Genomic DNA, 22,595 nt, shown 5'->3' with positions numbered 1-22,595 from the left:
GGGGAAGATTCAAACGGCACTTCTGGGGAGTATTGAGCCGGCATCGACAAGCTCGAACACTTTGCGCCGGCTGTGGGCCCAGCAGCTGGCTTCCAGAACAGGCGCCGGCTGACGACCCGTCGCATAGAGATCGCCATAACCGCCAAAGGCATCGGCCTGCAGAATGCCGCTCCAGCCGGCGAGATGCGCCGCGGGATGTTCCCCTCGACGATCGCGGGAATAGTAGAACACTGCCGCCGGCGGATCGGCGCCGCCGAACGGTCGGTCATCGCGCACATAGGTCCATAATCTGCCGGTATCGGTCTTGCCCTTGGCCAGGACCGGCACCGTCGTGTCGTCGCCGTGCAGACGTGAAGCGGCCAGCACATGGTCTTCGAGCCGCTTGAACAGCGGCATCAGCGCCGCGGCGCCGGCGCCGACCTGGTCGGCGAGCGTCGACAGGCCGAGCGGCACGCCTTCGCGGGCATAGCGTTCAGCCTGGCGGTTGAGCGGCTGATGCTGTCCGAACTTCTCGAACAGGATCATCGCCAGCAGGCCGGGACCGGCCCAGCCCCGCGGGGTGGCGTGGAACGGCGCCGGAGCCTGGCTGATCGCCTCGCAGTCGCGGCAGGTGAACTTCTCCCGCACGTGTTGGATCACCTTCCATTGCCGTGGCACCACCTCCAGCGTCTCGGTGATATCCTCACCCAGCTTGCGCAGCCGATGACCGCCGCAGCAGTGGCAAGCGGTCGGCACCGGCTCGACCACGCGTTCGCGCGGCAGATGCTCGGGAAATGGCTGGCGCGCTGGTCGTTTGCGCACATAGGGCGCCACCTCGGTGGTCCGGGCCGCGGCCTGTTCGGCGGCGATCTCGTCTTCCGTCGCCGTGCTCTCGAGTTCCTCGAAGGCGAGCTCCATCTGGTCGTGCAGACGGGCTGAGCGTTCAGAACTCTGACCATGCAGCGCCCGCTGCAGCTTCCGGATCGTCAGATCCTGATGTGCGATCAGCGCCGCATCATCCGATGCCTTGGCCCTGGCGACCGCCAGTTCGGCCTCGACCAGCGCAGCGCGCGCGGCCTCGTCTTCGGCTCTGGCCAGCGCCGTGGTCAGCGCTGCTCTCAGCGCGCCGATATCGTCCGGAACAGCATCCTGGGCGGTGGCAACCATGCCCCGGAGTGAATCATAAAACGCATCCGCTGACTCGCGGAAAATGGCGCAAACTCAAAGAAAAACTCAGCCCGCGCGCTGGGGGCGGAAGGTGTGACGCGGGTTGCGCCAATCGATCCCGTCGAGCATGTAGGCGAGCTGCGCCGGTGATATGGAAACCGTACCGTCTGCCGGCGACGGCCAGAGAAACCGGCCCTTCTCAAGCCGTTTTGCATATAGCGACATGCCGAGCCCATCATGCCAGATAATCTTGATCAGATTGCCGCTGCGGCCGCGGAAGACAAAAAGATCGCCGGCATGCGGATCCCGTCCCAGCGTCTCTTGAACCTGCAGGGCGAGGCCTTGCATCCCGCGACGCATATCGGTGCGGCCGACCGCCAACCAGATCCGCACCTGGCTCGGCACCGGGATCATGAAACGCCCAGCGCCTTCACGATCGCCGCCGCCAATGCCGGCGGCGTATTCGGCGGTATCCGCAGCCGCGCCTTGCCGGCGATCTCCAGCTCGATCACCGCTGGTGGCGCCGCCGGCACCGAAGCGGCGACAGGTTCATCGGGAACCACGACAACTTCGGCAAAGCTCGTCTCGCAGGCTCTTGCCATGCGGCGCCACTTATAGATCAGGCTGGTCGCGACATCGTACTGACGCGCCACCGCCGCCACCGTGGCCCCCGGCGCGAATGCCGCGGCCAGTATCCGGCACTGATCCTCTTCACTCCAACGACGACGGCGCTCCGGCCCGGTCAATATCGTCATCTGGCTCATGCTGTGCTGCTGACTACGCTCGTAAGGACGACCTTAAGAGCGCAGCCTCGCTACCGTGCCGTGTTCGCGCAAGGCGGCCTTCGCCGGAGGCATACTCTAGATCCGATAGCGGACCTAAAGGAAATCCATAAGGGAAGGCGACCCTTTCGATTGCGGTCACCAAGGGCCAGCAGGACATTGATAAGATACTTGGGCAGGTGGGTTCGTTGGAGAATCCCGAGAGCATAGCCATATCCTGGAAAAGCATCGCCGGAAGGACAAAAATCATATTCTGGTCGATGATTGTGATGGAAGCTTTTGCGGCATGTGCCTCTGCCGTTAAGTTTGCGAGCTTGGTTCGGCCTGCCTAGCTGTGGCGCGTGGGATTTGCGCGTGTAAGGCAGGCCAGCTCTGGCAGGCCGAGGCAGTGTAACATCCCCCAACTCTGAACGATCGGACTTGCCGCCTTCTGGGATCGATCTTGGATCCGGCGATCGCGCAGTGGTTCACGCAGGCAGTCCGAAACTGACCCGCTTCACCTCGGACGGTATGGTCTTGCCGTCGCGGCCCAGTTTCGAACAGTATCGGCTGGTAGCGTATGTCAAAGCCATCCGAAGGTTCAGCAACCGTGCGATACCTAGTCGAGTTGGTCGCCAGTAGTCAAAAGAGCAGGAACGGGAGGATAGCCAATGCGTGACTGGTTCTGCAGACTTCGCTTGCCCTCGGTGCGCGCGGGTCTTATCGCGTCAGCGCTTCTTGCCCAGGCCTGGTTTCCTGCTGAAGCAGCGGGGGATACATTTGACAGCTATGCTGCATTCGCGCAGTCAAGCGTTCCTCAGGACATTTTGTGGAAGGTCCTAGCCCGTAACGGCAAATCAAAGGATTACACGCAAGTTTTTGCCTTAGATGGCGGCACCGTTGGCATTGCCAATTTCGCGGTGGGCGGTTTGGCCAGCCTCTACAAGCTTATGGACACGCAGAAATATTTTGGGCGATCCCGAGAGGACATGGTCGATCACTACTCCAGCAAATGCAGACCGGGAAAGCACAAAGGGAACGATACGGGATGGGGATGTTACTCCCAAAAATGGTGGCGCGAAGGGATGGTCCAATTCGTTCATAGCCCCGAGTCTCGCGATGTCCAGAACCAGGCATGGCTCGCACAGATGCGGCCCACCATTGAATTGGCCTTGCAACACGGGTGGACCAGCAGCAGAAGCCTCGCGATTGCTACGGGGGTAGCGAACTCTGTCGGCAGCGGCGGGTTCAAACAGCTTGCCAAAAAATATGGCTGGCGACCCGAGCAGGTGCTATCAGGATACGTCGGAAAAAATGATCATCGAATAAGGCGCCGGGATGCGATCAATGCTGCATTTCCCCCTTGAAATCCGGCTCCTCAGACCTTCCGGATGCGAGACACTGCGTCAGCGACATTCATTGCCTCCGTTACATACTGCGAGATGGTCGTGTCTTCAGCGGCGGTAGCCGCAAAAACGGGTACGCCAAACCCAATTGCCGCACCGATCTCCAGGCAAGTCGATGACCCAGTGTAGCCGTCGGGGCATACCACCCAAAGGAAATCGGCCGCTCGAATACACTCCAGGTGGCGATCTTCGATAGCTTTAATCGAGCGTACGGTGTCACCTGCTAAAAACACGAAATCGTTGGCGCTATCTACGCCTTCGGAATCGCTCGGCGAAAGCACCTCAACCCCCATCGACTGCAGATGTTTAATGGCCTCTCGAATGGCCGGCATGTGGCGATGAAAACTACCTGACACAACCACTTTCAGGTTTCTCTTCGGACTGACCTCCGATTGGTCGTCAATCGGCTCGGGTGGGATCATTCGCTACAGTCTCCAGTTTCGGCGGATCGCTTCAGGTCCTGGGAGATCGCCAAAGGAGGACGACGATCTCAAGAAGAACAAGCCCCAGTCACACCCGTGCAGCCCGGTGGATAACTCTGGCTTTCAGCATCACCGGCGCCGGCGACAGATTATAATCAAAAGGTGGGCAATCCTCCGACTACAATCAGATGCGTCCTGCATGGCAGTTTCAACAAGCATTTTGACATTATCCAAGAAGCTCATGAGGCCTTCCTAAAAGCGGGGATTGAAGTGGTTGCGCCAAGTGCGACACAAATCACTGCCGTCAAAAATGGTTTCGCTTACTTCACGGAGAACGGGCACCTCGATCCCCGGGCAATCGAGCTGGTCTACCTTGGCCAGCTAAAGCGGCTGGGGGACCAGGGGTTCAGCTACTTCGTAAATCCGAGCGGATACATGGGAAGGAGCGCATCCTACGAGCTTGGGATCGCGCAAATCACGAACACCAGATGCTTCTTTTCCGACCCGCTCATTGATCATCCCGCATACGTGCACGGGAACGCGGTCTGGAAACCCGATGCGTTGGCAGAGTACGTCAAGTGGTACGGCAAGGTGCCAGCACCGCGGGTGCGGGGAAATGAGCGGCTGCTCCACAAGATGTGGGAGTCGCTCATGGTCCCAGGATCTATCGTAGCGGCCGGCGCCATCGTCGAACACGTTGGGACCAATGAGGTACTTCTCGTCCGCACGCACAAGTGGGGTGGACGTTACTCGATCGTAGGTGGCAGGGTGCGGAGAAACGAACGCTTGAGTGAGACCCTACTGCGCGAAGTTGAAGAGGAAACCGGCCTCGTTGGCGCAATCGGGCACCACATAGCCACCTTCGATCAGATAGCGGACACCCGCTACTACCGTCCCGGTGTTCAGCACATCTTTGTGGACAATGTCGTGACCGTGGAAGAGCGCCGCGTGCGTCTCAACGAAGAGGCCGAAGAGTTCGTTTGGCTTCCATCGAGCGAAGCTTTGAAGGAACTCGATTTAGAGCCCAATGCTCGCCACACGCTCGAGACCTACAACAAGCTTAAATCTCAATTGGCCAAAGCCGAAGGCCTCGATCAGCGGCGCTGAACGATGGAACAATAAGTCGAAGTGTATAGACTTGTCGAATAGGCTATTTAATACACCGTTACGTCCTCAGGGACTTGGCTACGATGGTCATAGTAACCACCGCAACCAAGGAGTTCTTTCAATGTCCCTCATGATACATGCCGGCGCTGTGCCGATAGAATATGACGGCTTGCGCACGCTCTCGACACCACCTGCTACAGACACCCACGTGCCGATACCGCACCATCGCGTGGTCGATCTCGCGGCCTACAGTCTATCGTATTTCGGACACGAAGTGATGGAGCGGCACTTTGGAGTAACGGAAGACGGCATGCGCTTCTTCGGAGTTATGACTCTGCGTAGCCCCTACGGCGACTACGCAGACACGATTGGCTTGCGCAACAGCCACGATAAAAGCTTCCCGATTGGTATCGCGTTCGGAAGTCGTGTCTTCATTTGCGACAACATGGCTTTCTCGGGCGACTACACGATCAAGCGCAAGCACACCGCGAAGGCCAAACACGATCTGCCGGGCCTTATCGGCGAAATCATCGAACCGCTCGCCGTTAGGCGCGAAGAGCAGGCGCGGAAGATTGCGTTGTACAAACACACGCAGATCGACCAGGCCAAGGCGGATCACACGATCATGTCGTTGTACCGCCAAGGGATAATCTCGGTCACCAAGATCGCCGACGTGCACGAGCAATTTGTGCGGCCAGCCCATGATTGGGGAGGTGAGACTGTTTGGCGGTTGTTCAATGCCGCCACCTTTGCTCTCACTGGGAGAGTGATCGAAAACAGCGATCTCACACCCCGCCTTCACCGGATTGTGGAGGCGGTTTGCTTAAGCGACTGAAACTATCACAGCAATTCAGCCCCCTCCTGCAGGGGGCTCTTTTCATTCAATTCGCGGACTGATTTGAGTAGCCCCTACCTGCACGTATCACCTAGATGCCGGTAAGCATCCTGGCGATCCGCACAGCATATCGATCGGTCATGCCCGACGTGAAGTCTGCAAGAGCGTGTAGCGCTTGTTCGGCATCCGCTACGCTCCGCAAATCTAGATCGAGGGCTCTGACGAGTTGCCGGTTGTGTCCAGAGAGCTGTTCCTGATCCCACTTGGCCCTAGCAAGATCCTCGAATACGGGAAGCACACCTGACATCACATTGCCAATCACGCGCCGACCAGACACTTCCAGTTCGGTTTTTCTCCGGGCGGTGAAGACCTGGTCCCGAGAAAGGGCTTTCATCTTGGCGAAGATGGAAGCCATGGGGCCGGCATCGGTCAAGGAAGCAGAGAACGTGCCGGTTATGATGGCGTCATAGTTGGCCATGAAGGCCTCGACACAGCTCTCGACAGCGCTCCCGATGCTCAATGCCCGCAGCAATGCGATGTGCTCGGCTTGGCTAAGGCTGCTCACGTCGCGGTTGGGATTGTTCGCGGCCTCATGCAGCAGGTTCTTGACCGTCTCGAATGGGAGTTCACCGGTCGTGAACGCATCCTCAAGATCGACGATGTTGTAGCAAATATCGTCTGCGGCCTCCACGATGAAGACCAAGGGATGGCGCCGCCACCAATTCCCGGCTTGGTGCGCTTCCTGCGGCAGGCCCAGCGAATCAGCTGCTTCCTTGAACAGCTCGATCTCGGAACGGAAGACGCCAAACTTCTTGAGGCCGACATATGACGCAGTTCCCTTGCCGACGATGCTCTGGCGGGCGGCAGAAGTGACAGGGTACTTCGTGAACGCGCCCAACGTTGCCTTCGAGAGTCGCATGCCGCCCTCGTTGCGGTACATTTCGAGACGAGTAACTATGCGAAATCCTTGCGCATTTCCTTCGAAGTCTATGAACTCCGAGCGGTGCCGCTCGTCGATCTCGCCCATGACACCTTTGGCATCGTCGAATTTCTCGGCGAACCAGTCGCCCATCGCCGCTTCGCCTGAGTGACCAAAAGGAGGGTTACCGATATCGTGGGCGACGCACGCCGCCTGAACGATGTTCGCCAAGCTGTTCGACTCTCCGCTGGCGATCCGATGCGTCTCCTCTAGCCAGTTACCGATTCGCATTGCCAACGATCGTCCGACGCTGCTGACTTCAACGGAATGGATCAAACGGTGATGGACATGATCGTGCTCGTAGAGAGGCTGCACTTGGGTCTTGTTGGCTAATCGCCGGAATGGAGCCGAGAAGACGATCCGGTCATGATCCTGAACGAAGATCGACCGGTTCGGCTTAGGCTCGTAGTCTTTGTCGCCAAGTCGTTCGTTACACAGCAGTTTTTCCCATTCCATTTGTTGCCACAAACTCCAATGCGCTTCGATGCCAATCAGTAGCTTGTGCTGAGATGGTCGCCAAGCGAATGTCTTGATCCGGCGGTTGGGGACGATCGCCCAGAAGCGGATCTGATTTCCGCTGTTGATGCAACGGGGCTGAAGCCGACCGACCGCTCCCGGTCCAAAGCCGCCGGGACGCGGTTCGGGGATAGATTTTGTTTGCTGGGGAAGATAACCGCGGACGTGCCTAGCTTTTTTGGGACGCAGCCCAAAGCATTGCCTGACCAACGCCATTCTCTGCTCCGCTGATGAGCGCCTCCCCGGCGCTACGGATATCACGCACGTCTTTGTTCTGACTCAGCTTAGATTTTCCGACCATGCTGGTGACCTCGATCTCTAACGCAACGATCGCTTTGACCATCGTGTCGATGGCCGGTACCACCGCTATCTCATGCCAGAGAGGGTGACATTGATTCACTCATCATGGCGCCGCAACAGGCGCTTGGAGGGAGGGACTTGTACGAAAGCCTAGAGGAGAAGGCCGCGTTTCTTTTCTATTCAATCAACAAGCGCCAGATCTTTCTCAACGGCAACAAGCGCATGTCCACTCTGTGCCTGCTGGTGTTCCTGGGTATCAACGGGAAGCTGCTACAGCTGAAGCCAGATGAACTCACGGAGAAGGCGCTCTGGCTTGCAAACACTCCATCCCTGGATTTCCCCACCATCAAGACGGAACTGGCGATCTGGATCAGAGAGCGATTCGTCGATCTGCGGGAACTGTCGGCAGACTTGGCAGCATAGTTTCCCTACGGTCCAATCTTACCCCCTTCATCAACCTCCATCCCAGGGTTAAGCTGAGCGTTGTCGTTTGCGGCGACTAGCTTGCGCTCTTCCGAAATGAGGTCGAACAGTTTGTGTACAAGTGCGGTTCGAACCGTGCCACATGAGGGGTCACATCGGTCGACTTTTCGGTGCTCGGCAATCAGGCGAAATGGATTTCGTAGCTCAACCACAACGTTTTTTTCGACTAGTTTTAGGTTCGAAGTCACGATCTTCAGAACCTCCCGTTTCTCCGCCCGAGTGCCGATTTCATATTGATGTAGAGCCAGTTTTGAATGTTCGAGCAGGGTAACGACTTCGGCGAAGCCTTGCTCTGGATTCCCGGCCAAACGCGCCCGCTGTTGCTCAATCTCAATTAGCTCCGAAAGCAGCGACTCACGGCGAGATAGTGCGGTTTGCCTGTCAATCAGCCCGTCTAGCAAGGCATCCACCAAGCGATCCAGCCGTACCTTTGTGGCTTGGATCCGGGCATCCAGCGTTTGAAGTAGATCGGAGTGGCGCTGCATCTGTACAGACCTAAGATCGGTACATTCAGTCAAAAGCAGAGAATGCTCCTCCGTGGTAATTTCGATCGCGTTCAACGCCTCCCTCACGGAGACCTCTACGTCGTCTTCGCGGACTGACGTCCCTTTGCATTCGTCTCCATGGCACCTATAGTAGACGCGCCCCTTTTGCCGCTCGCCCGTTAGGTGTCCGCCACAGGTGCGGCATGTGATAATCCTCCTAAATGCCATGTCATGCTTATACTTTCGCTTCGGGGCGCGGCCGTGGAGAATGTCTGCTACCTCTAAAAACAGATGCATGGAGATAAGCGGCTCGTGAACCCCCTGAAATGTATCCCCTTTGCTTCGTAACCGGATGAGCCCGGCATAGAAGGAATTGTTGAGCAAATGCGACAGTGTACCGAGCGTCAGAGGTTTCCCGCCCTTGTTCACGAGGCCTAGTGATTTCAGTTCCTTCCGGAGACTTTGCAACGTGTGCGTTCCGCTTGCGTAAAGCTCGAAAGCTCGCTTAATTAGCGGAGCCCTCACAGGATCGACGGCCTTCGGCTTTCCTTTGCCAGTGTCGAGGTAACCCAGCGGCGCTTGCAGCGGGTAAAGCCCTTGTTTCAGTCGCCCATAAAAGCCCTTTCGCGTTTCCTCGCGTAGATTCCGGATATAGTCGGCTGCGACCACAGCTTGAATGTCTGCTGAGAGACGTCCGCCGCGCGATGCCAGGTCCAAGCTCTCGGTGGCGAAGTACACTTGGACTCCCTTATCGATGAGCTCCCCAAGGTCTGCCCAATCGCGCAAATTGCGTGCGCTTCGATCGATCTTGTGAATGACGACTCCCGATGCCTCCCCCCGGTCTAGGCGCCCAAGCATCTTCGTGAATACGGGACGCCCACGCTTGGCGGCTGTCTCCCGCTCCTCGAACCATTCCTGAATGTTGATTTGGTTCCGAAGAGAGTATGCTTCAATCGCGGAGCGTTGCTCCTGGAGCGAAACTCCCCGCGTGCCTTGTTTGACGGTCGAAACCCTTATGTAGGCAAAGCAAGTTTGCATGTGAAGCTGACTGCACAATCATACGGTTTGTTCGCTTTTTACGCGAATCTCGTCACCTCCATCGGTCGGCCATCGCCCCTCCCGCTTCAGCCGATCAATCTGTTTCATAGCAAGCGTAAGGAGGCGCCGATTGCAGTCCCGCAATTCTTCAATCTCTTCCTCGGACCAACATGGATAGATCTCGCGGTACAATGCCAAGATGATCTTCTGGTTCGCCAATGCTAGGTCCGTCATTCGGTCATGGTATGAGTGCCGGCAGGCTGGCGCACGGTGTCCGAAATTCGCCAATGGTTCAAATCGAGTGCTGATGGGGCTAGGGTTTCTGCGGTATCGTCAAGGAGTTGGTTGTAGGTCCTGGCCTCCAAGTTCGACACGGTAGTGCGTTATCACCAAGCTGGCAGCGTCAAATAATCCCATCCGCGCGCTCTCGCTCATCCATGCGCGCCGGCGCCGCGGCACCAACCGCAGAAAGGCTGGAGTGAGGCGGGCGATCTCGACCGCGATTGCGCCCTTGGTCACCTGTGGTAAATATGAAAAAGTCGTGCGCACTTGGGTTGGCGAGTAGCGGTACAGCGGCAAGCCGTAACCCTCGATGTATGCGGCAAGATAGCCATTGATGGTCCGCAAGCGCGGAGATCGACACGAGTCAGCCATCTCCATTTCCTCGAGTATCACGGCGTCGGGGCTGAAGCGTTCGATTATTTTCATCACTCCAACGGTGGACCGGCTAGACCGATCAGCTCTACCAGTGGCGCTTACTCCCCAATCTACTGGCGAATGCGGACCTTCGAAGAGCACCCAGCCATAGCCTCTGGGGGTCAAGGAAACCGCGAGCAGCAAGTTGTAGCGCCGTCGCCCCGTCATATCTCCGTGCGCTTGGCGCTCATGGCGCGGCCGATAATATCTTCGAGAAGGTCAAGCTTGGTGCGAGCATTCAAGCCTGGATGGCCCTGAAGAGCCTCGTACAACGCTTCAGCCCTGTTCTCCACGCCGCGGATCACCTGTTCGTAGTAGGCTGGGAAGACATCCTCAACGGGCACCGCAAACACGTACGCCAGCGAGATGAGAAGTGAGGCGGAAGGCACCTTCACATTGCGTTCAAGCCCGGAGAGACTTGATCCACTCTTAAGGCCCACCAGCAGCGCCAACTCGTCTTGAGTGAGAGCATGGAGGCGACGGTAAGTTCGCACATAGGTCTTCAGATTACTGGACATACATTTGGCTTTTAAACGATAAAATCTTTGCGATTTTTGTTTGATTTTCAGTCCCGAATGTCTGTCGTGAAAGGAGTAGTAATTCGCCTGTGCGCAAAGTTCACATAAAGAACAACGAATTCTTTTCATATCTATCTTATCAGGAAAAAAGGGGACTTGGGGACGTTACATCCGGTAACGCCTGTATTGGTGATCTAATCTCGTTGACCCGCTTACCTCCGGCCGAAGTCCCCAAGTCTCCTGCCGCCGGCATGCTGCCCATCGCGGAAGAGGGCTGCCTAACGCGCAATTATGTTGTCGGGGCCGTTTCTGTGTCGATGCCGTAGCGACGGCAAAGTTCCTTGATCTTTGGCCATTCGCTGACCGGCACGACATAGGAGCCGTTCGATTTATAGACAGCGACGTTTAGGCGGCGGCGTAATAGTGATCCGACATATTTTGGTGTGACGGGACGCGCGAATTCGCCGGCATGCTGGCTGGCAACCGCCTCGGCGATCGCCTTCACGGCGATGACCTTCCGCGAAGTGTCGGAAACGAGCGAAGTGAGGGCCTCGAGGATATCAGCTTCGATGGAGAGCCCGCGGTCCAACACCATTGTCTGCTGCATGGCGCCGGCGCGGTCGAGCACATCGAGCCGAACGGCCTTGTCAGAAATGACGGAAAGCAGTGGCACGAGAACCTGGTTCAGTCGTGGCTCGAGTGAATGATCGACTTGCCCAGCATCGAGCTTGACCTTCGCGCGATTGCGGAAACGATACATGAGAAGCTTGTTCCTGAGTTTCAGCGCCTCGTCTCGCCAGTGGTCCGGCAAGTTGATCGGGATGTCTCTGCGCAACCGGCGTCCGGTCATGATCTCGGTGATGAAGCGGCTTTCCAGCGCACGATCATCATAGACACCGCGCGTGGCGACGATCTTCGGGCCGAACACATTGAAGGCAGCCGGATTAAATTCGTGCTTGCTGTTAACGATGGTGCGCAGCACTGGCATACCGCGAACATTTCCATTGTTGAGGATTTTGGTGAGTTCAGCTTTTTCGTCGCTCATCCGAAAGTCCGCCTCGTCGAAGACGAGCGTGCCGGAGAATGTGTTGAGGGTGTGGAAGATCGGGGACACCGTGGAGGCGCCCGAAGCGAAGAACGGCTTGTAGGCGATAGCGCCGATGATGAGCAGAGCTCTGGTCTTGCCGGTTCCGTAGTCGCCTCGAAATCGCAGATAGGGAAGTTCGTTGAAAGCATCGAAGACCCACGAGAGCAGCACGTAGTGACTTGCAATCGCTTCGAAGGTCTCAGTGAGATCGACATAACGATGGATGAAGGCTTGGATGTCTCGCAGCAAAGTCGACTCGTCGACATAATCCTGCGGCGCCGAAGGCAGAAGCACGGCTTCGTGACGGATCAGGTTGTTGGTGGCCATGATCGGTACGAGCGTTTCAGCGCCAACCACGGCCCGATCCTCGATCGAGATCTGGCCATCAGCTGACCAGCGAGCCAGCGCTGTGCGGCGCTGCTCCGGATTATAGATTAGCTCGATCAACGAGCCGTTGGCCAAACGTTCCGATACGACGCTTCTTACATGCTTTTCGGGCCGGTCATGCATCCTGCTATAATTGCATGCGACCCGTTCCATGCACCGGCACCAGAACTGACCAGGCGGCCAAGGCCGGAAGCAAAAGAAAAGCCGCCCGTATGGGGCGGCAAGGTATTGTTCAATCTATGCTGCTTCGTCGACCGAGGGCTCCTGCGCGTCTTCGTGAAACTGCATGAGCCGCGGTAACCACTGGCGACCTTTTGCGTCGAACTCATCTAGTTCAGCGGAAAGATCGGCAGTCTTGCGGAAGTGGTTGGCTAGTGCGGCTACCAGTTCCTTCTTCTTCAACCGCTCTAGGCGGCCGAGCCGGATCGAGGCGCCGCTCTCGATAGCTGCCTCCTCCAGTTGCTCACGCTTCAGCATTGCGAGGAACTGTTCAGTTGGCATCCACCAGTCTCGCGTCGCCAGATCAAGGTCCTTCGCTATGACGTGATAGAGGCTGTTCAAGTCGTCCTCTTCGGAAATCCCATCCTTGCCGAATGCGACGAGTGGCAGGAAGGCGATCAGGAAGCCTAGATCCTCATCAGACAGTGTTTTCACCGACTGGTAAAGCGAGGCTTCGTCAACATTTCCTCCTAGCGGAAACACTGGCGCCGACGACTCGTCCTGCTCCTCCTCGCTAGCTCCTTTGCCGAAGCCAAGTCGTTCCGCCAGGGCTTGGGCGGTGCCTTCCATCGTGGCGTAGCCGCGCGGCCGCGCCTCGATTAGCGACGGATCGCGCAGGGCAGGGTGCTGATCGATGCGGATGCGGTTACCGATCCGATGCGCGGACAACAGTAGGACAGCGGCAACCTCCATCATCTTGCGCGGCTGTTCGGCGAGCGCGCCCATGAGCGCGATCGTCTTGTGGTGTGCGAAGTAGGCTAGCAGGCTCGGACCGAATTCCGGACGCGGTTTGTGTTGCTGAGATTCGGTAGTTTGCCCGTCGTCATCCGGAGTGTTTTTCGTCAGGCCTTTGCGGATTTCGACGGCACCGTTCGGCGCGAGATTGATCACCACGCCGCGTTTTTGTCCTTTATCGGCCTTTCGATACTGCCACCACGGCGTGCTGTAACCATTGAAGACGTCGACGAAGTCTGCCTTCTTTCGATGCGTGTCGGCCAAATCGTCAACTGCTTGTTTCTGCAAGCGATGGAACTCCTCGACATCGTCGAAGAATGTAGCCTCCTCGTCGCCGAACAAGTCGGTGGTGTAGGTCCCCTTGTAGAGCGAAGGATCGAATACCGCTGTGGACTTGGCGGGCCTAGCTTCGAGGAGAGCAGCGCGAACGTAGTCACTGGTCAAACGGGCGCCATCCTTGGCCGCCTCCACGAACTGCTTCTGCTGAGTTTCGTTGCCAAGGGTCAGCGCCTCGGCCACGGCGAGCGGTAAGTGCCCCGACCGCACCAAGGCTTTCGCTTCCTTGGAGAGGTTGGCAAGGGCGAGCCGGCGCCGAACCGTGTTCTCCGACAGTCCGGTTTGAACCGCTACGTCCGCCAGGGATGACCCATTGCGAAGCAGGGTTCTGAAGGCCTCGGCCTCGTCGATCGGATCGAGTGCCTCGCGCTGAACGTTCTCGACCGTGGCGATCCGCAACGCGGCGCGCCCGTCGAGGTCTTCCTTGATTTCGACGGGGACGCGGTACGCGTCGTCGATATCGCCGTTTCTCCTTAGCAGTTGGAGGGCCAGGTAGCGGCGTTTGCCGATGTGAATGCGATACGTTCCGTCCTGCTGCGGGATCACCGTCAGATTCTGCAGGACGCCATCGGTTTTGATGCTCTGGGCCAGTCCTGCGATGGTCTTTGCGCTGAACGCCTTGCGGGGGTTGCCCTTCGGGGCGGAGAGCGCGGAGAGGGGGAGATAGGTCTGTGACATATGTAGTCTCCTGATGATGCGCGAGCGCGTTGAGGGGCTGGGGGCCTGTCACGTTGGCTCACGATGGTTGCTAATGGACGCGCTCCCTAGGAGCGCGAGGCTGTTGAAGAACTGCCTCGACCTATCGTGCCGCAACCGCCAGAACGGGCTAGACGTCAGATTCTGGCAACCGGTCAAAAGAGGGTGCCGTGCCGCAGCTGGAGTGCCGGTTCATGGTAGATGCATGGCGCCACAGAATTTTCCGACCCTGTTTGGCAGGGTCGCATCAAGAAGCGATAGACGCGTTTTTGGGCTGCGACCGACGGACCGGTTTTCGCATGTCTACGTGATTGGCAAAACAGGCACCGGCAAATCGTCTCTTCTCGAAACCATGGTGCTTCAAGACATGGCCCACGGCCACGGCGTCGCGTTCATCGATCCGCACGGAGATATCGTGACGCGCATTCACGACCGTGTGCCTCCTTGGAGACGCGGCGACATCCGCTACCTGAATGTGCCCGATGCCGAGCAGCCCTTCGGCTACAACCCCCTGCGTCGGGTGCGGCATGAGCGCATTCCGCTCGCCGCCTCTGGAATATTGGAGGCGATGAAGAAGGTTTGGGGCGATGCCTGGGGCGTAAGGATGGAGCATATTTTGCGCAATGCAGTCTTCGCGCTGCTCGAGCAGAAGAATGCCGCGCTCTCGGATATCCTGCGAATGTTCTCGGACAAGGCGTTTCGAAAGGAAGTCACGCAGTCTTTGCGCAATCCAACCATCAGGACATTTTGGGAAAAGGAATATGAACGCTATTCGTTCGGCTATCGCGCGGATGGCATTGCGTCGATACAGAACAAGCTCGGGGCACTGTTGTCCGATCCAACGCTCCGGCGCATTCTGACCGCTCCCAAAGAGGACATCCGCATCCGGGCGATGATGGATGAGGGAAGGATCCTGCTGGTCAATCTAGCAAAGGGGCAGGTTGGCGAGGACAGCGCGTCACTTCTGGGTGCGTTGTTGGTGACTACGGTAGGGCTTGCCGCGATGAGCCGCGCCGAGGTTGAGCAGAGCGACCGGCGACCGTTCTTCTGCTACATCGACGAATTTCAATCGTTCACCACCTTGTCCGTCGCCAACATGTTTTCTGAGCTGCGGAAGTACAACGTTGGCATGGTCGCGGCACACCAGTACCTCTATCAGCTGGAGTCGGATATCAGGCATGCGGTTCTCGGCAATTCTGGCACGGTGATTTCCTTCAGGCTCGGCGCCGAAGATGCCGCCTATCTGTCTCGCGAGTTTGGTCAGGTTGTATCGGAACGCGACTTGCTGAACCTGGCCAATCACCACATCTATCTGAAACTTATGATCGACGGCATGCCCTCGAAACCGTTCAGTGCTGAAACACTGGCGCCCACCTGATCATTCCCGCCGCTCATTCCTTCACCGCCCGGCTCAAATGGGTTGAGCCAGGCGGAAGAGAGAAGGAGCACGTCAATGAGTTCTTCGATTGCTGAAGTTGACCGCATTCGCATCTTGAATGATCAACTGCGCCAGCTTCATTGCGGTGGAATGGTCGTCATTTCCCGCGGACTAGCGGCACTAGATCGAGCGGTGTGGGCCGATGTGATAAGGGCGGTCGCTGCCTTCGACGCTTTCAGCCAGGACAACGACTCCTATGGCGAACATGATTGTTCGGTCGTCGACGTCGGCGGACTAAGCGTCATCTGGAAGATCGACTACTTCGATCCGACCCTGTTGCATCACTCGGACAATGCCGCCGACCCCGGTGTCACCCGACGTGTGATGACGATCATGCTGGAGGAGGAATACTAGGCACGCATCTGAACGGCACCCCTGCGGGGTGCCATTCTCTTGTGGAATCTGTTCCGCGTGCAGGATGGGCGTCATGGCTGCGCCTTAACATGCGCGTCGATGCGCTCAGGGACCGTTGCAGGGATCGTTTCGCGATCAGGCAAACGCCTGCAAATGGAAAAAATTTGGTATTTTGAGATGATGGTAGTGAGAACTGAAAAACCCCCAAAAAAATCATGCGAACCCCGCGCATTTGGCTCGAGATGCTCGTTCGCACTACGTGCTCTTCGTCATTTAGGTCATCGCAGGCGGATGGTTCGCACGCTAAGATGGAGAGAATCGAGGAGACAAAATGAACGAGAACACGACGTGCGACCGGTTTATCTAGATGGTCACGCAACGTCGCCGCTGGCTCCGGAAGCTGAGTCTGCGATGGCGCCCTGGTGGCATAATCGTGCGGCCAATGCCCATTCCCCGCATCGTCGTGGGACTGAAGCGGCCGCTGCCGTAGAGCATGCCCGAGTTGAGGTAGCGACCCTCGTTGGAGCGTCTCCGCAGGAGATTGTATTCACGTCGGGAGCGACGGAATCCAACAATATCGCGATCATCGGCGTCGCAGAAGCCGCCGCTGATGCAGGCGACACGCGTCGGGAAATCATAGTCTCGGCAATTGAGCACAAGAGCGTTCTGAACGCGGCTAGAAGTCTCGAGGATCGTGGGTTTCGTGCTCAGATCTGCCCGGTAAAAGAGGATGGTCGGCTCGATATCGCTGCGTTCGAGGTCATGCTGTCCGATCAAACGCTTCTGGTGTCGGTTATGGCGGCTAACAACGAGGTTGGGACACTCCAGCCGATCGATGCGTTGCTGCCCATCGTCCGGTCAGCGGGTGCGATGATCCATGTCGATGCCGCCCAGCTTGCTGGCAAACTTATGCTGGACGTGGCCGACTACGACTACGTTAGCATTTCATCGCACAAGATGTATGGCCCGATGGGGGTCGGCGCCTTATTCGTAAGCGCGGCCGCGCAATATCGACCTCGGCCACTTTTTCATGGCGGCATGCAGGAGGGCGGACTGCGCCCAGGAACATTGCCGACACCGCTGATCGTCGGCTTTGGGGCTGCAGCGAGAGTTGCGGCGGAACGGTTGAAGCGGGACGGCACACATGCCCACGCCTTGGCGGACAGCCTCGTTGCGGCTCTGGAGGCTCGTCAGATCCGGCTGAGAAGAAATGTACCTAAAGAACACCAGTTGCCCGGAAGCCTAAGTTTAAGGCTCTTGGGAGTTGATGCGCCGTCGCTCATTGATATGTTGGCCGATACTGTATGTTTATCAGAAGGGTCAGCATGCAACAGCGGGCAAATCCAGTCGTCTCATGTTCTTTCCGCAATGGGTTTTTCAAATGCTGAGGCACGCGAAACTGTTCGTATCTATTGCGGGCGATATAATGACATCTCGGAAATCAACTACGCCGCGACCGCGATCGCCGACGCCGTGTGCGGTATGACGCTTGCGCACTGGACCGATCCTCCAGTAAGGTCCTCGCATGAAGGACATCCTCACCGATTCTGATCTGCGCCTGCAATTTGCAGGTCACGAAACTTTTCCGCTTCGCCTTCTTTGGCTGAAGAAGGCCTTCGATGCAGTTGCATATCATGGGGCGGATCGTAGAACATTTCAAGAACAATCGGCGATAGCGCAATTTGGAGTCGGCAAGAATATGGCCCTCGCCATGCGCCATTGGGCGATGGCAACGGGAATGTTGACGGATGAAGGCAGTTCGCTCGTCCCGACGCCTTTGGCCCGGTTGCTGCTTGACGACCGAACCGGTCTTGATCCTTTCCTTGAGGATCCGAGTACGCTTTGGCTGGTTCATGCTGCGTTGGCGGGTGAACCGGAACAGTCGACGACATTTTTCTTTGCCTTCAATTCATTGAATCAGACGGTGTTTGATCGTGACGGGCTGGTCGAGACGATCCATGAGCTGGCGAAAATGCGCGGTGCGCGCGCGACAGCGGAGACAGTCAGGCGGGACGTTGAAGTCTTCTTGCGCAGCTATGCTCCGCGCTCGGGCGACGTGGGCGAGGATGCTGCGGAGCCGCTTCTGGCCGAGTTAGCTTTGATCCGTGAATCTCGGCTGTCAGGGCAGTTCGAGTTCGTGCGTGGCCCTAAGCCGAACCTGCAGGACGGCGTCTTTGCGCTGGTCCTGAAGCGGTTCTGGGCGCGTTGGCACTACGATGCGCCCACCCTGTCGGCCGAGCAGGTGAGCTATGGCGCAGGGTCCCCTGGCCGGGTGTTCAAGCTTGATGAGGATAGCGTCATGGCGCGTCTGGCGAAGATAGGCGAGGTTACGAGCGGCGCGATCATTTGGACCGACACCGCAGGTCTTCGACAGGTCTCTATGACCCGCAAACTCGCCACTATCGACGACGCAGCACTTGTTACTTCCAGCTACCCCTACCGGAGGGCCGCATGACAACGCTCGCGAAGATTGTTCGTGTCGAGCGGCGCTTCGCTCTTTCAGCACGCCTTGATTCTGACCTGACAGGAACTCCGCCGCTAACCGGCTATGTCCTCCAGCCGAGTGTGCGAAAGTCCCTCGAGGCCATGGTCGCCGGCATCGCCGATGGCGGTCAGCGGGCATTCACCTGGACTGGACCCTATGGCGGCGGCAAGTCGTGCGCGGCGCTGCTCGTGGCCAACCTGGTCGCAGGTGCCCCCGAGCAGCGCAAGATTGCGCGTGGTATCGCGGGCGAAGAACTTGTGGCGCAATTCGGTCGAGCGTTTCCTGAAGATGATAGGGATTGGGCCGTCCTTGCCTTGACCGGGCGCCGGGCTAGCCTTGCGGGCGACCTGATCGCCGCAGCCACGGGTGCGTTCAAGTGGACGAAGACCATGCGGGCGATGGTCGAGGCGGACGATCGCGCCTTGATTGCGCAACTTGAAGCCGAGGCGAAAAAGCGAGGCGGCCTTCTGCTCATTGTTGATGAGCTTGGGAAGTTCTTTGAGCACGCAATTGCCGAAGGCGGAGACGTGCATCTCCTTCAGGATCTTGCCGAACGCGCCAACCGCTCCGAGGGAAGACTCGTGATCGTTGGTGTGCTTCACCAATCCTTCGAGCAATATGCGGGGAAGCTCAATCGCACGGCGCGAGACGAATGGGCCAAGGTGCAAGGCCGTTTCCAGAACGTACCGTTCGTGGCCCAAGCGGACGAGGTAGCTGCCCTCTTGGCGCGGGCAGTTACCAGCGATCGTACCCCGGCTGCAGCCGAGGTTCTGGCTCGTAAAACTGCCGAGGCCGTCTCAGCGCGCCGTCCGGTTGATGCAGACAATCTGGGGGAAACCCTGCGGCAGGCGTGGCCGCTTCATCCGGTCACCGCTCTTTTGCTCGGACCCGTGTCTCGACAGCGCTTCACCCAGAACGAACGTAGCGTGTTCGGCTTCCTGTCGTCAGCCGAGCCATACGGATTTCAGGCGCATTTGGAAGCGACCGACGCGCGGGCAGCAGACGCCTGGTTCGGTCCGGACCAGTTATGGGATTATCTGGTAGCCAACTTTGGGTCAGCTTTATCGGTCGGTCCGGACGGAGCCCGGATGACGCTGGCGATGGAAGCAGTTGAGCGGGCTGCACTTCGCAGTGTGCTCTGCGCCAAATTAGCCAAGGCGGCGGCGCTTATCGAGTTCTTTCGAAATGGCTCCGGTCTAGCCGTTGCCGACGACTTCTTGCGCCTGTGCGCATCGACCGCGACGACCGCAGAAGTCGATGCTGCGCTGGCTGAGTTGGTCGCCCGCGCGATCTTGATCCGTCAACCGCGCCTGGGCGGCTACGCGCTGTTTGCTGGCAGCGACTTTGATCTCGATGAAGCGATCGGTCTGGTGAGTGAGAAGCTTGAAGCAGACGCCTTAACGGGTTTGCCGGTTCGGTTGGGGATCGGCCCGATCGCGGCGAAGCGTCATTACTTCGAAACCGGCGCGCTGCGCACCTTCGATGTCTTGCTGCAATTCGGTGAGCAGGTTCCTAAGGACTGTAAGCCCTGGGCGGCTGCCATTGCGGCGCGTTTAGCCAGGACCAAACGGCGAGCCAGCGGTGTGCTCATTTTGCTCTTGCCTGATGCCTACACCTTCGAGGCAAAACCCGAGACTGCGGCGAAGGTCCTGGGGGAATCGCTGGAGGAAGCCGGAGTTCTTGCCGCTGTGGCCACGGCAAGGAACATCTTTATGCTGCGCGAGCACGCGACAGATCTATACGCCGTCGACCGCATCGAGGCGTCTCACCCACAACTGGAGGGCGACCGCATCGCCCGCCGCGAACTGTCTGCCCGCCGGTCTCTGATTACCGACGCGGTTCGGCGCGAATTGCTCGACGCGTTCGCCGCGGCAAGTTGGTGGCGGCTTGGGGAGCGCGATAAGAGTCTCGACGGGCGATCGCTCAGCATCGTGGCATCGGCCGTCGCTAGCAAGGCATTCTACAGCGCACCGATCATCCAGAGTGAGTTGCTCTATCGGGATCGTCCGTCGAGCAGCGCTATGGCTGGCTTACGGGCCTTGACGCACGCCATGGTTTCTAAATCCGGAGAGGCGGATTTAGGCATGATCGGATTTCCAGCCGAGCGGGGCCTCTATCTGACGATCCTGAAACCTTTCGGGCTTCACGGTCAGGACCATGCTGGAGCTTGGCGGTTCCAGGATCCCAATGATGAAGCCGGCGAGAGTTTGCGCCCTGCCTGGAAGGTGCTAGCCACCGGCCGACGCTTGCCGCTCAACGAACTCTACGACAAGTGGAGTAGGCGACCCTATGGCCTCAAGCGCGGGGTCATGCCGGTCTTCGTTCTTGCCTTCCTCATGGCGCACCGCGCCACGATCGCCGTTTATGTCGACGGGCTCTACCAAGCGGTGATCGACGATGTCTTCGTGGATCGCATGCTGCAGGAACCCAATGCGATCGAGTTCCGGCGCGTTGTGCGGTCGAAGAAGGATGATGCCTTCATTCTAGCTCTAGCGACGTTGCTGTCCCAAAGCGGCGAGGCGGTTGAAGCCGAGGCGTTGCCGGTTGCGTCAGCGCTTTTTCAGCGCTTCCATGCGCTCCCGATATGGTCGCAGCGCACCCTGAGCTTGCCGCCTGCCGTGACGCGGGTGCGCGACGTCATTCTGAAAGCGAAGGATCCGGAAGCTCTGTTGTTTTCCGATCTCGCTGACGTTTTGAAGGATGAAGTTGATCCTGCGGTTGTGGTCGCCAAGGCATTGTCGGCTTTTGAAGCCGCCTATCCCGCCATGCTCTCGGCGCTGAAGTGGGCGGTCGCGGATCATCTCGGCGTCGAGGTAGACACGTTCGAAGGGCTAGGCATTCGGGCGGTCACCGCTGCCGGGGTGACCGCCGACCTGCGCTTGGACGCCTTTGCTATGCGCGCTGGCGCTTTTGAGGCCAACGAGGGCGATATCGAGGGTCTGGCCAGCCTACTGGTGCATAAGCCACCCCGCAGTTGGTCCGACCGTGAGCATGAGCAGGCTTTGTTCGAATTAGCCAAGCTGTCGCGCCGTTTCCGCGAAGCGGAAACCTTTGCGGGGGTGAAGGGTCGAGCGCCAACCTCGCAAGCGATTTCAGTTATGGTTGGCCTCAATCCGAAGGAGCGACCGGTCTTTCATACTTTTGAAGTGACAGACAAGGAGCTTGCCCAAGCTGAGAAGCTAGCCGATGACTTCCTTGGGCTAATGCGCGGACGCAATTTTCGGTCAACTGTCGAGCTAGCGGCAGTAGCAAGGATCGTCGAGCGGCTGTCGGCCGAGGAAGCCACGGAGGTCGCATGACTCATCCCCGCGAACGGCATATTCTCGGCATTTCGGGTGGACGGGATAGCGCCGCCTTGGCGGTTCACATGCGGCAAACCCGACCGGATCTGAATCTGGAATATTTCTTCACCGACACCGGCAAGGAACTGGCCGAAGTCTACTCTTTTTTGGACCGGCTTGAAGGTTTTCTGGGTCGGCCTATCACCCGGCTCAATCCGGATCGGGATTTTGATTTTTGGCTCAAGGAATATAAGCATTTCCTACCATCGCCGCGCACGCGTTGGTGTACCCGACAGCTCAAGTTGCGGCCCTTGGAACACTGGCTCAAGGATGATCTCGAAGCCGGTGTTGTCGTCCATTCCTATGTCGCGATACGAGCCGATGAGCCGAACCGAGAGGGCTACCAAGCGACGAACGGGAATATGGTCGTGCATTTTCCTCTGCGCGAAGCCGGTATCGATCGAGCCGGCGTGATCGACATCCTAGAGAGTGCCGGGGTAGGGGAGCCCGAGTATTATCAGTGGCGGACACGATCAGGATGCACGTTTTGCTTCTTTCAGCAGAAGATCGAGTGGGTCCGGCTTAGACGCGAGCATCCCGACGCCTACGAGGATGCGAAACGATATGAGAAAACCGCGCTTGAGCACGGGTCACCCTTCACCTGGAGTCAGGGGGAGAGCCTTATCGATCTTGAGCAGCCTGACCGGATCAGAGCAGTGGAGTCCGAGTTCGAGCAGCGGCGTGCGCGCCTCTTGGCACGACGGCGTGTTAATCCTCTCGCCGGTGACAAGACTCTGACTGTTGACGACTATTACGGCATCGACGAAGTCTCGGCCGGCTGCGTCGTATGCCACAAATAGCTCGGGCGTGATCAGCAAACAGAGC

The 22,595-nt window shown here is 58.1% G+C and carries 20 protein-coding genes and 1 pseudogene; 10 read left to right on the top strand and 11 right to left on the bottom strand.

The window, feature by feature from the left end:
* Positions 1 to 42: 42 nt before the first annotated feature.
* The 3 genes and pseudogenes from tnpC to tnpA all read right to left on the bottom strand — a co-directional run.
* A pseudogene (gene tnpC, locus FJ974_RS26780) lies at positions 43 to 1,146 on the bottom strand (IS66 family transposase); the annotation flags it as partial.
* Between the two features lie 66 nt (positions 1,147 to 1,212).
* Positions 1,213 to 1,560 (bottom strand): IS66 family insertion sequence element accessory protein TnpB, encoded by a 348-nt coding sequence (gene tnpB / locus FJ974_RS26775; protein ID WP_140533023.1) that lies wholly within the window; start codon positions 1,558 to 1,560, stop codon positions 1,213 to 1,215.
* Positions 1,557 to 1,910: an IS66-like element accessory protein TnpA gene (gene tnpA / locus FJ974_RS26770; RefSeq protein ID WP_140533024.1), complete on the bottom strand. Its 354-nt coding sequence runs from the start codon at positions 1,908 to 1,910 to the stop codon at positions 1,557 to 1,559. The genes tnpB and tnpA overlap by 4 nt, the downstream gene beginning before the upstream one ends.
* Before the next feature lie 668 nt (positions 1,911 to 2,578).
* Here tnpA and FJ974_RS26765 point away from each other — a divergent pair.
* Positions 2,579 to 3,274, top strand: a complete 696-nt coding sequence (locus FJ974_RS26765; protein ID WP_140533025.1) for a hypothetical protein — start codon at positions 2,579 to 2,581, stop codon at positions 3,272 to 3,274.
* Positions 3,275 to 3,285: 11 nt separating this feature from the next.
* Here the strand turns inward: FJ974_RS26765 and FJ974_RS26760 are convergent, their stop codons facing one another.
* The gene (locus FJ974_RS26760; RefSeq protein ID WP_140533026.1) at positions 3,286 to 3,735 is read right to left on the bottom strand and encodes a hypothetical protein; all 450 of its coding nucleotides are present in this window, start codon (positions 3,733 to 3,735) and stop codon (positions 3,286 to 3,288) included.
* 162 nt (positions 3,736 to 3,897) lie between these two features.
* On the opposite strand from FJ974_RS26760, the gene FJ974_RS26755 reads away from it, so the two are divergent.
* Together FJ974_RS26755 and FJ974_RS26750 are read left to right on the top strand one after the other, a co-directional pair.
* Positions 3,898 to 4,842 carry an NUDIX domain-containing protein gene (locus tag FJ974_RS26755; protein ID WP_140533027.1) on the top strand — a complete coding sequence of 315 codons (945 nt, stop codon included), beginning with the start codon at positions 3,898 to 3,900 and terminating at the stop codon, positions 4,840 to 4,842.
* 121 nt (positions 4,843 to 4,963) lie between these two features.
* Positions 4,964 to 5,677: a DUF932 domain-containing protein gene (locus FJ974_RS26750; protein ID WP_210240697.1), complete on the top strand. Its 714-nt coding sequence runs from the start codon at positions 4,964 to 4,966 to the stop codon at positions 5,675 to 5,677.
* Between the two features lie 91 nt (positions 5,678 to 5,768).
* Here FJ974_RS26750 and dgt read toward each other — a convergent pair whose 3' ends face one another.
* Positions 5,769 to 7,388, bottom strand: coding sequence for a dGTP triphosphohydrolase (dgt, locus tag FJ974_RS26745; protein ID WP_226891413.1), 1,620 nt, complete (start codon positions 7,386 to 7,388; stop codon positions 5,769 to 5,771).
* Positions 7,342 to 7,536, bottom strand: coding sequence for a hypothetical protein (locus FJ974_RS26740; protein WP_181177098.1), 195 nt, complete (start codon positions 7,534 to 7,536; stop codon positions 7,342 to 7,344). Before FJ974_RS26740 ends, dgt begins: the two co-directional genes overlap by 47 nt.
* A gap of 74 nt (positions 7,537 to 7,610) precedes the next feature.
* Here FJ974_RS26740 and FJ974_RS26735 point away from each other — a divergent pair, with 74 nt between their 5' ends.
* The gene (locus FJ974_RS26735) at positions 7,611 to 7,895 is read left to right on the top strand and encodes a Fic family protein (protein WP_264296797.1); all 285 of its coding nucleotides are present in this window, start codon (positions 7,611 to 7,613) and stop codon (positions 7,893 to 7,895) included.
* Between the two features lie 5 nt (positions 7,896 to 7,900).
* Here the strand turns inward: FJ974_RS26735 and FJ974_RS26730 are convergent, their stop codons facing one another.
* The 5 genes from FJ974_RS26730 to FJ974_RS26710 all read right to left on the bottom strand — a co-directional run bounded on the left by FJ974_RS26730 (position 7,901) and on the right by FJ974_RS26710 (position 14,134).
* A complete protein-coding gene (locus FJ974_RS26730) occupies positions 7,901 to 9,478 on the bottom strand; it encodes a recombinase family protein (protein WP_140533030.1) in 1,578 nt (525 codons plus the stop codon).
* 333 nt (positions 9,479 to 9,811) lie between these two features.
* Complete coding sequence (locus tag FJ974_RS26725; protein ID WP_140533031.1) at positions 9,812 to 10,186, bottom strand: hypothetical protein; 375 nt, start codon at positions 10,184 to 10,186, stop codon at positions 9,812 to 9,814.
* A 152-nt stretch (positions 10,187 to 10,338) separates the two neighbouring features.
* Positions 10,339 to 10,821, bottom strand: coding sequence for a helix-turn-helix transcriptional regulator (locus tag FJ974_RS26720; protein WP_140533032.1), 483 nt, complete (start codon positions 10,819 to 10,821; stop codon positions 10,339 to 10,341).
* Between the two features lie 160 nt (positions 10,822 to 10,981).
* Complete coding sequence (locus FJ974_RS26715; protein WP_140533033.1) at positions 10,982 to 12,319, bottom strand: hypothetical protein; 1,338 nt, start codon at positions 12,317 to 12,319, stop codon at positions 10,982 to 10,984.
* Positions 12,320 to 12,403: 84 nt separating this feature from the next.
* Positions 12,404 to 14,134, bottom strand: coding sequence for a ParB/RepB/Spo0J family partition protein (locus tag FJ974_RS26710; RefSeq protein WP_140533034.1), 1,731 nt, complete (start codon positions 14,132 to 14,134; stop codon positions 12,404 to 12,406).
* A 223-nt stretch (positions 14,135 to 14,357) separates the two neighbouring features.
* Here FJ974_RS26710 and FJ974_RS26705 point away from each other — a divergent pair, with 223 nt between their 5' ends.
* The 6 genes from FJ974_RS26705 (at position 14,358) to FJ974_RS26680 (ending at position 22,570) form a co-directional block, all read left to right on the top strand.
* Positions 14,358 to 15,530: a type IV secretory system conjugative DNA transfer family protein gene (locus FJ974_RS26705; protein WP_140533035.1), complete on the top strand. Its 1,173-nt coding sequence runs from the start codon at positions 14,358 to 14,360 to the stop codon at positions 15,528 to 15,530.
* A 75-nt stretch (positions 15,531 to 15,605) separates the two neighbouring features.
* Positions 15,606 to 15,944: a DUF3768 domain-containing protein gene (locus tag FJ974_RS26700; RefSeq protein WP_140533036.1), complete on the top strand. Its 339-nt coding sequence runs from the start codon at positions 15,606 to 15,608 to the stop codon at positions 15,942 to 15,944.
* 153 nt (positions 15,945 to 16,097) lie between these two features.
* A complete protein-coding gene (locus tag FJ974_RS26695; protein WP_210240698.1) occupies positions 16,098 to 17,495 on the top strand; it encodes a cysteine desulfurase family protein in 1,398 nt (465 codons plus the stop codon).
* A complete protein-coding gene (locus FJ974_RS26690) occupies positions 17,470 to 18,399 on the top strand; it encodes a DUF4007 family protein (RefSeq protein WP_140533038.1) in 930 nt (309 codons plus the stop codon). Before FJ974_RS26695 ends, FJ974_RS26690 begins: the two co-directional genes overlap by 26 nt.
* Positions 18,396 to 21,728, top strand: a complete 3,333-nt coding sequence (locus tag FJ974_RS26685; RefSeq protein ID WP_140533039.1) for an ATP-binding protein — start codon at positions 18,396 to 18,398, stop codon at positions 21,726 to 21,728. The genes FJ974_RS26690 and FJ974_RS26685 overlap by 4 nt, the downstream gene beginning before the upstream one ends.
* Entirely contained in the window at positions 21,725 to 22,570 is an 846-nt protein-coding gene (locus FJ974_RS26680; RefSeq protein ID WP_140533040.1) for a phosphoadenosine phosphosulfate reductase family protein, read from the top strand. Before FJ974_RS26685 ends, FJ974_RS26680 begins: the two co-directional genes overlap by 4 nt.
* Positions 22,571 to 22,595 lie beyond the last annotated feature (25 nt).

Origin of the sequence: Mesorhizobium sp. B1-1-8 (assembly GCF_006442795.2) — a bacterium.
Classification (GTDB): Bacteria; Pseudomonadota; Alphaproteobacteria; order Rhizobiales; family Rhizobiaceae; genus Mesorhizobium.
The sequence above is the reverse complement of the archived record's forward strand: the minus strand, read 5'-3'. Positions and strand labels throughout refer to the sequence as shown.

Coding starts and splice junctions, on each gene's coding strand:
- FJ974_RS26715 (WP_140533033.1), bottom strand. CDS start 12,319: ATGGAACGGGTCGCATGCAATTATAGCAGGATGCATGACCGGCCCGAA.
- tnpB (WP_140533023.1), bottom strand. CDS start 1,560: ATGATCCCGGTGCCGAGCCAGGTGCGGATCTGGTTGGCGGTCGGCCGC.
- FJ974_RS26730 (WP_140533030.1), bottom strand. CDS start 9,478: ATGCAAACTTGCTTTGCCTACATAAGGGTTTCGACCGTCAAACAAGGC.
- FJ974_RS26760 (WP_140533026.1), bottom strand. CDS start 3,735: ATGATCCCACCCGAGCCGATTGACGACCAATCGGAGGTCAGTCCGAAG.
- dgt (WP_226891413.1), bottom strand. CDS start 7,388: ATGGCGTTGGTCAGGCAATGCTTTGGGCTGCGTCCCAAAAAAGCTAGG.
- tnpA (WP_140533024.1), bottom strand. CDS start 1,910: ATGAGCCAGATGACGATATTGACCGGGCCGGAGCGCCGTCGTCGTTGG.
- FJ974_RS26720 (WP_140533032.1), bottom strand. CDS start 10,821: ATGAAAAGAATTCGTTGTTCTTTATGTGAACTTTGCGCACAGGCGAAT.
- FJ974_RS26725 (WP_140533031.1), bottom strand. CDS start 10,186: ATGAAAATAATCGAACGCTTCAGCCCCGACGCCGTGATACTCGAGGAA.
- FJ974_RS26750 (WP_210240697.1), top strand. CDS start 4,964: ATGTCCCTCATGATACATGCCGGCGCTGTGCCGATAGAATATGACGGC.
- FJ974_RS26685 (WP_140533039.1), top strand. CDS start 18,396: ATGACAACGCTCGCGAAGATTGTTCGTGTCGAGCGGCGCTTCGCTCTT.
- FJ974_RS26700 (WP_140533036.1), top strand. CDS start 15,606: ATGAGTTCTTCGATTGCTGAAGTTGACCGCATTCGCATCTTGAATGAT.
- FJ974_RS26765 (WP_140533025.1), top strand. CDS start 2,579: ATGCGTGACTGGTTCTGCAGACTTCGCTTGCCCTCGGTGCGCGCGGGT.
- FJ974_RS26695 (WP_210240698.1), top strand. CDS start 16,098: ATGGAAAAAATTTGGTATTTTGAGATGATGGTAGTGAGAACTGAAAAA.
- FJ974_RS26705 (WP_140533035.1), top strand. CDS start 14,358: ATGGCGCCACAGAATTTTCCGACCCTGTTTGGCAGGGTCGCATCAAGA.
- FJ974_RS26690 (WP_140533038.1), top strand. CDS start 17,470: ATGAAGGACATCCTCACCGATTCTGATCTGCGCCTGCAATTTGCAGGT.
- FJ974_RS26710 (WP_140533034.1), bottom strand. CDS start 14,134: ATGTCACAGACCTATCTCCCCCTCTCCGCGCTCTCCGCCCCGAAGGGC.
- FJ974_RS26680 (WP_140533040.1), top strand. CDS start 21,725: ATGACTCATCCCCGCGAACGGCATATTCTCGGCATTTCGGGTGGACGG.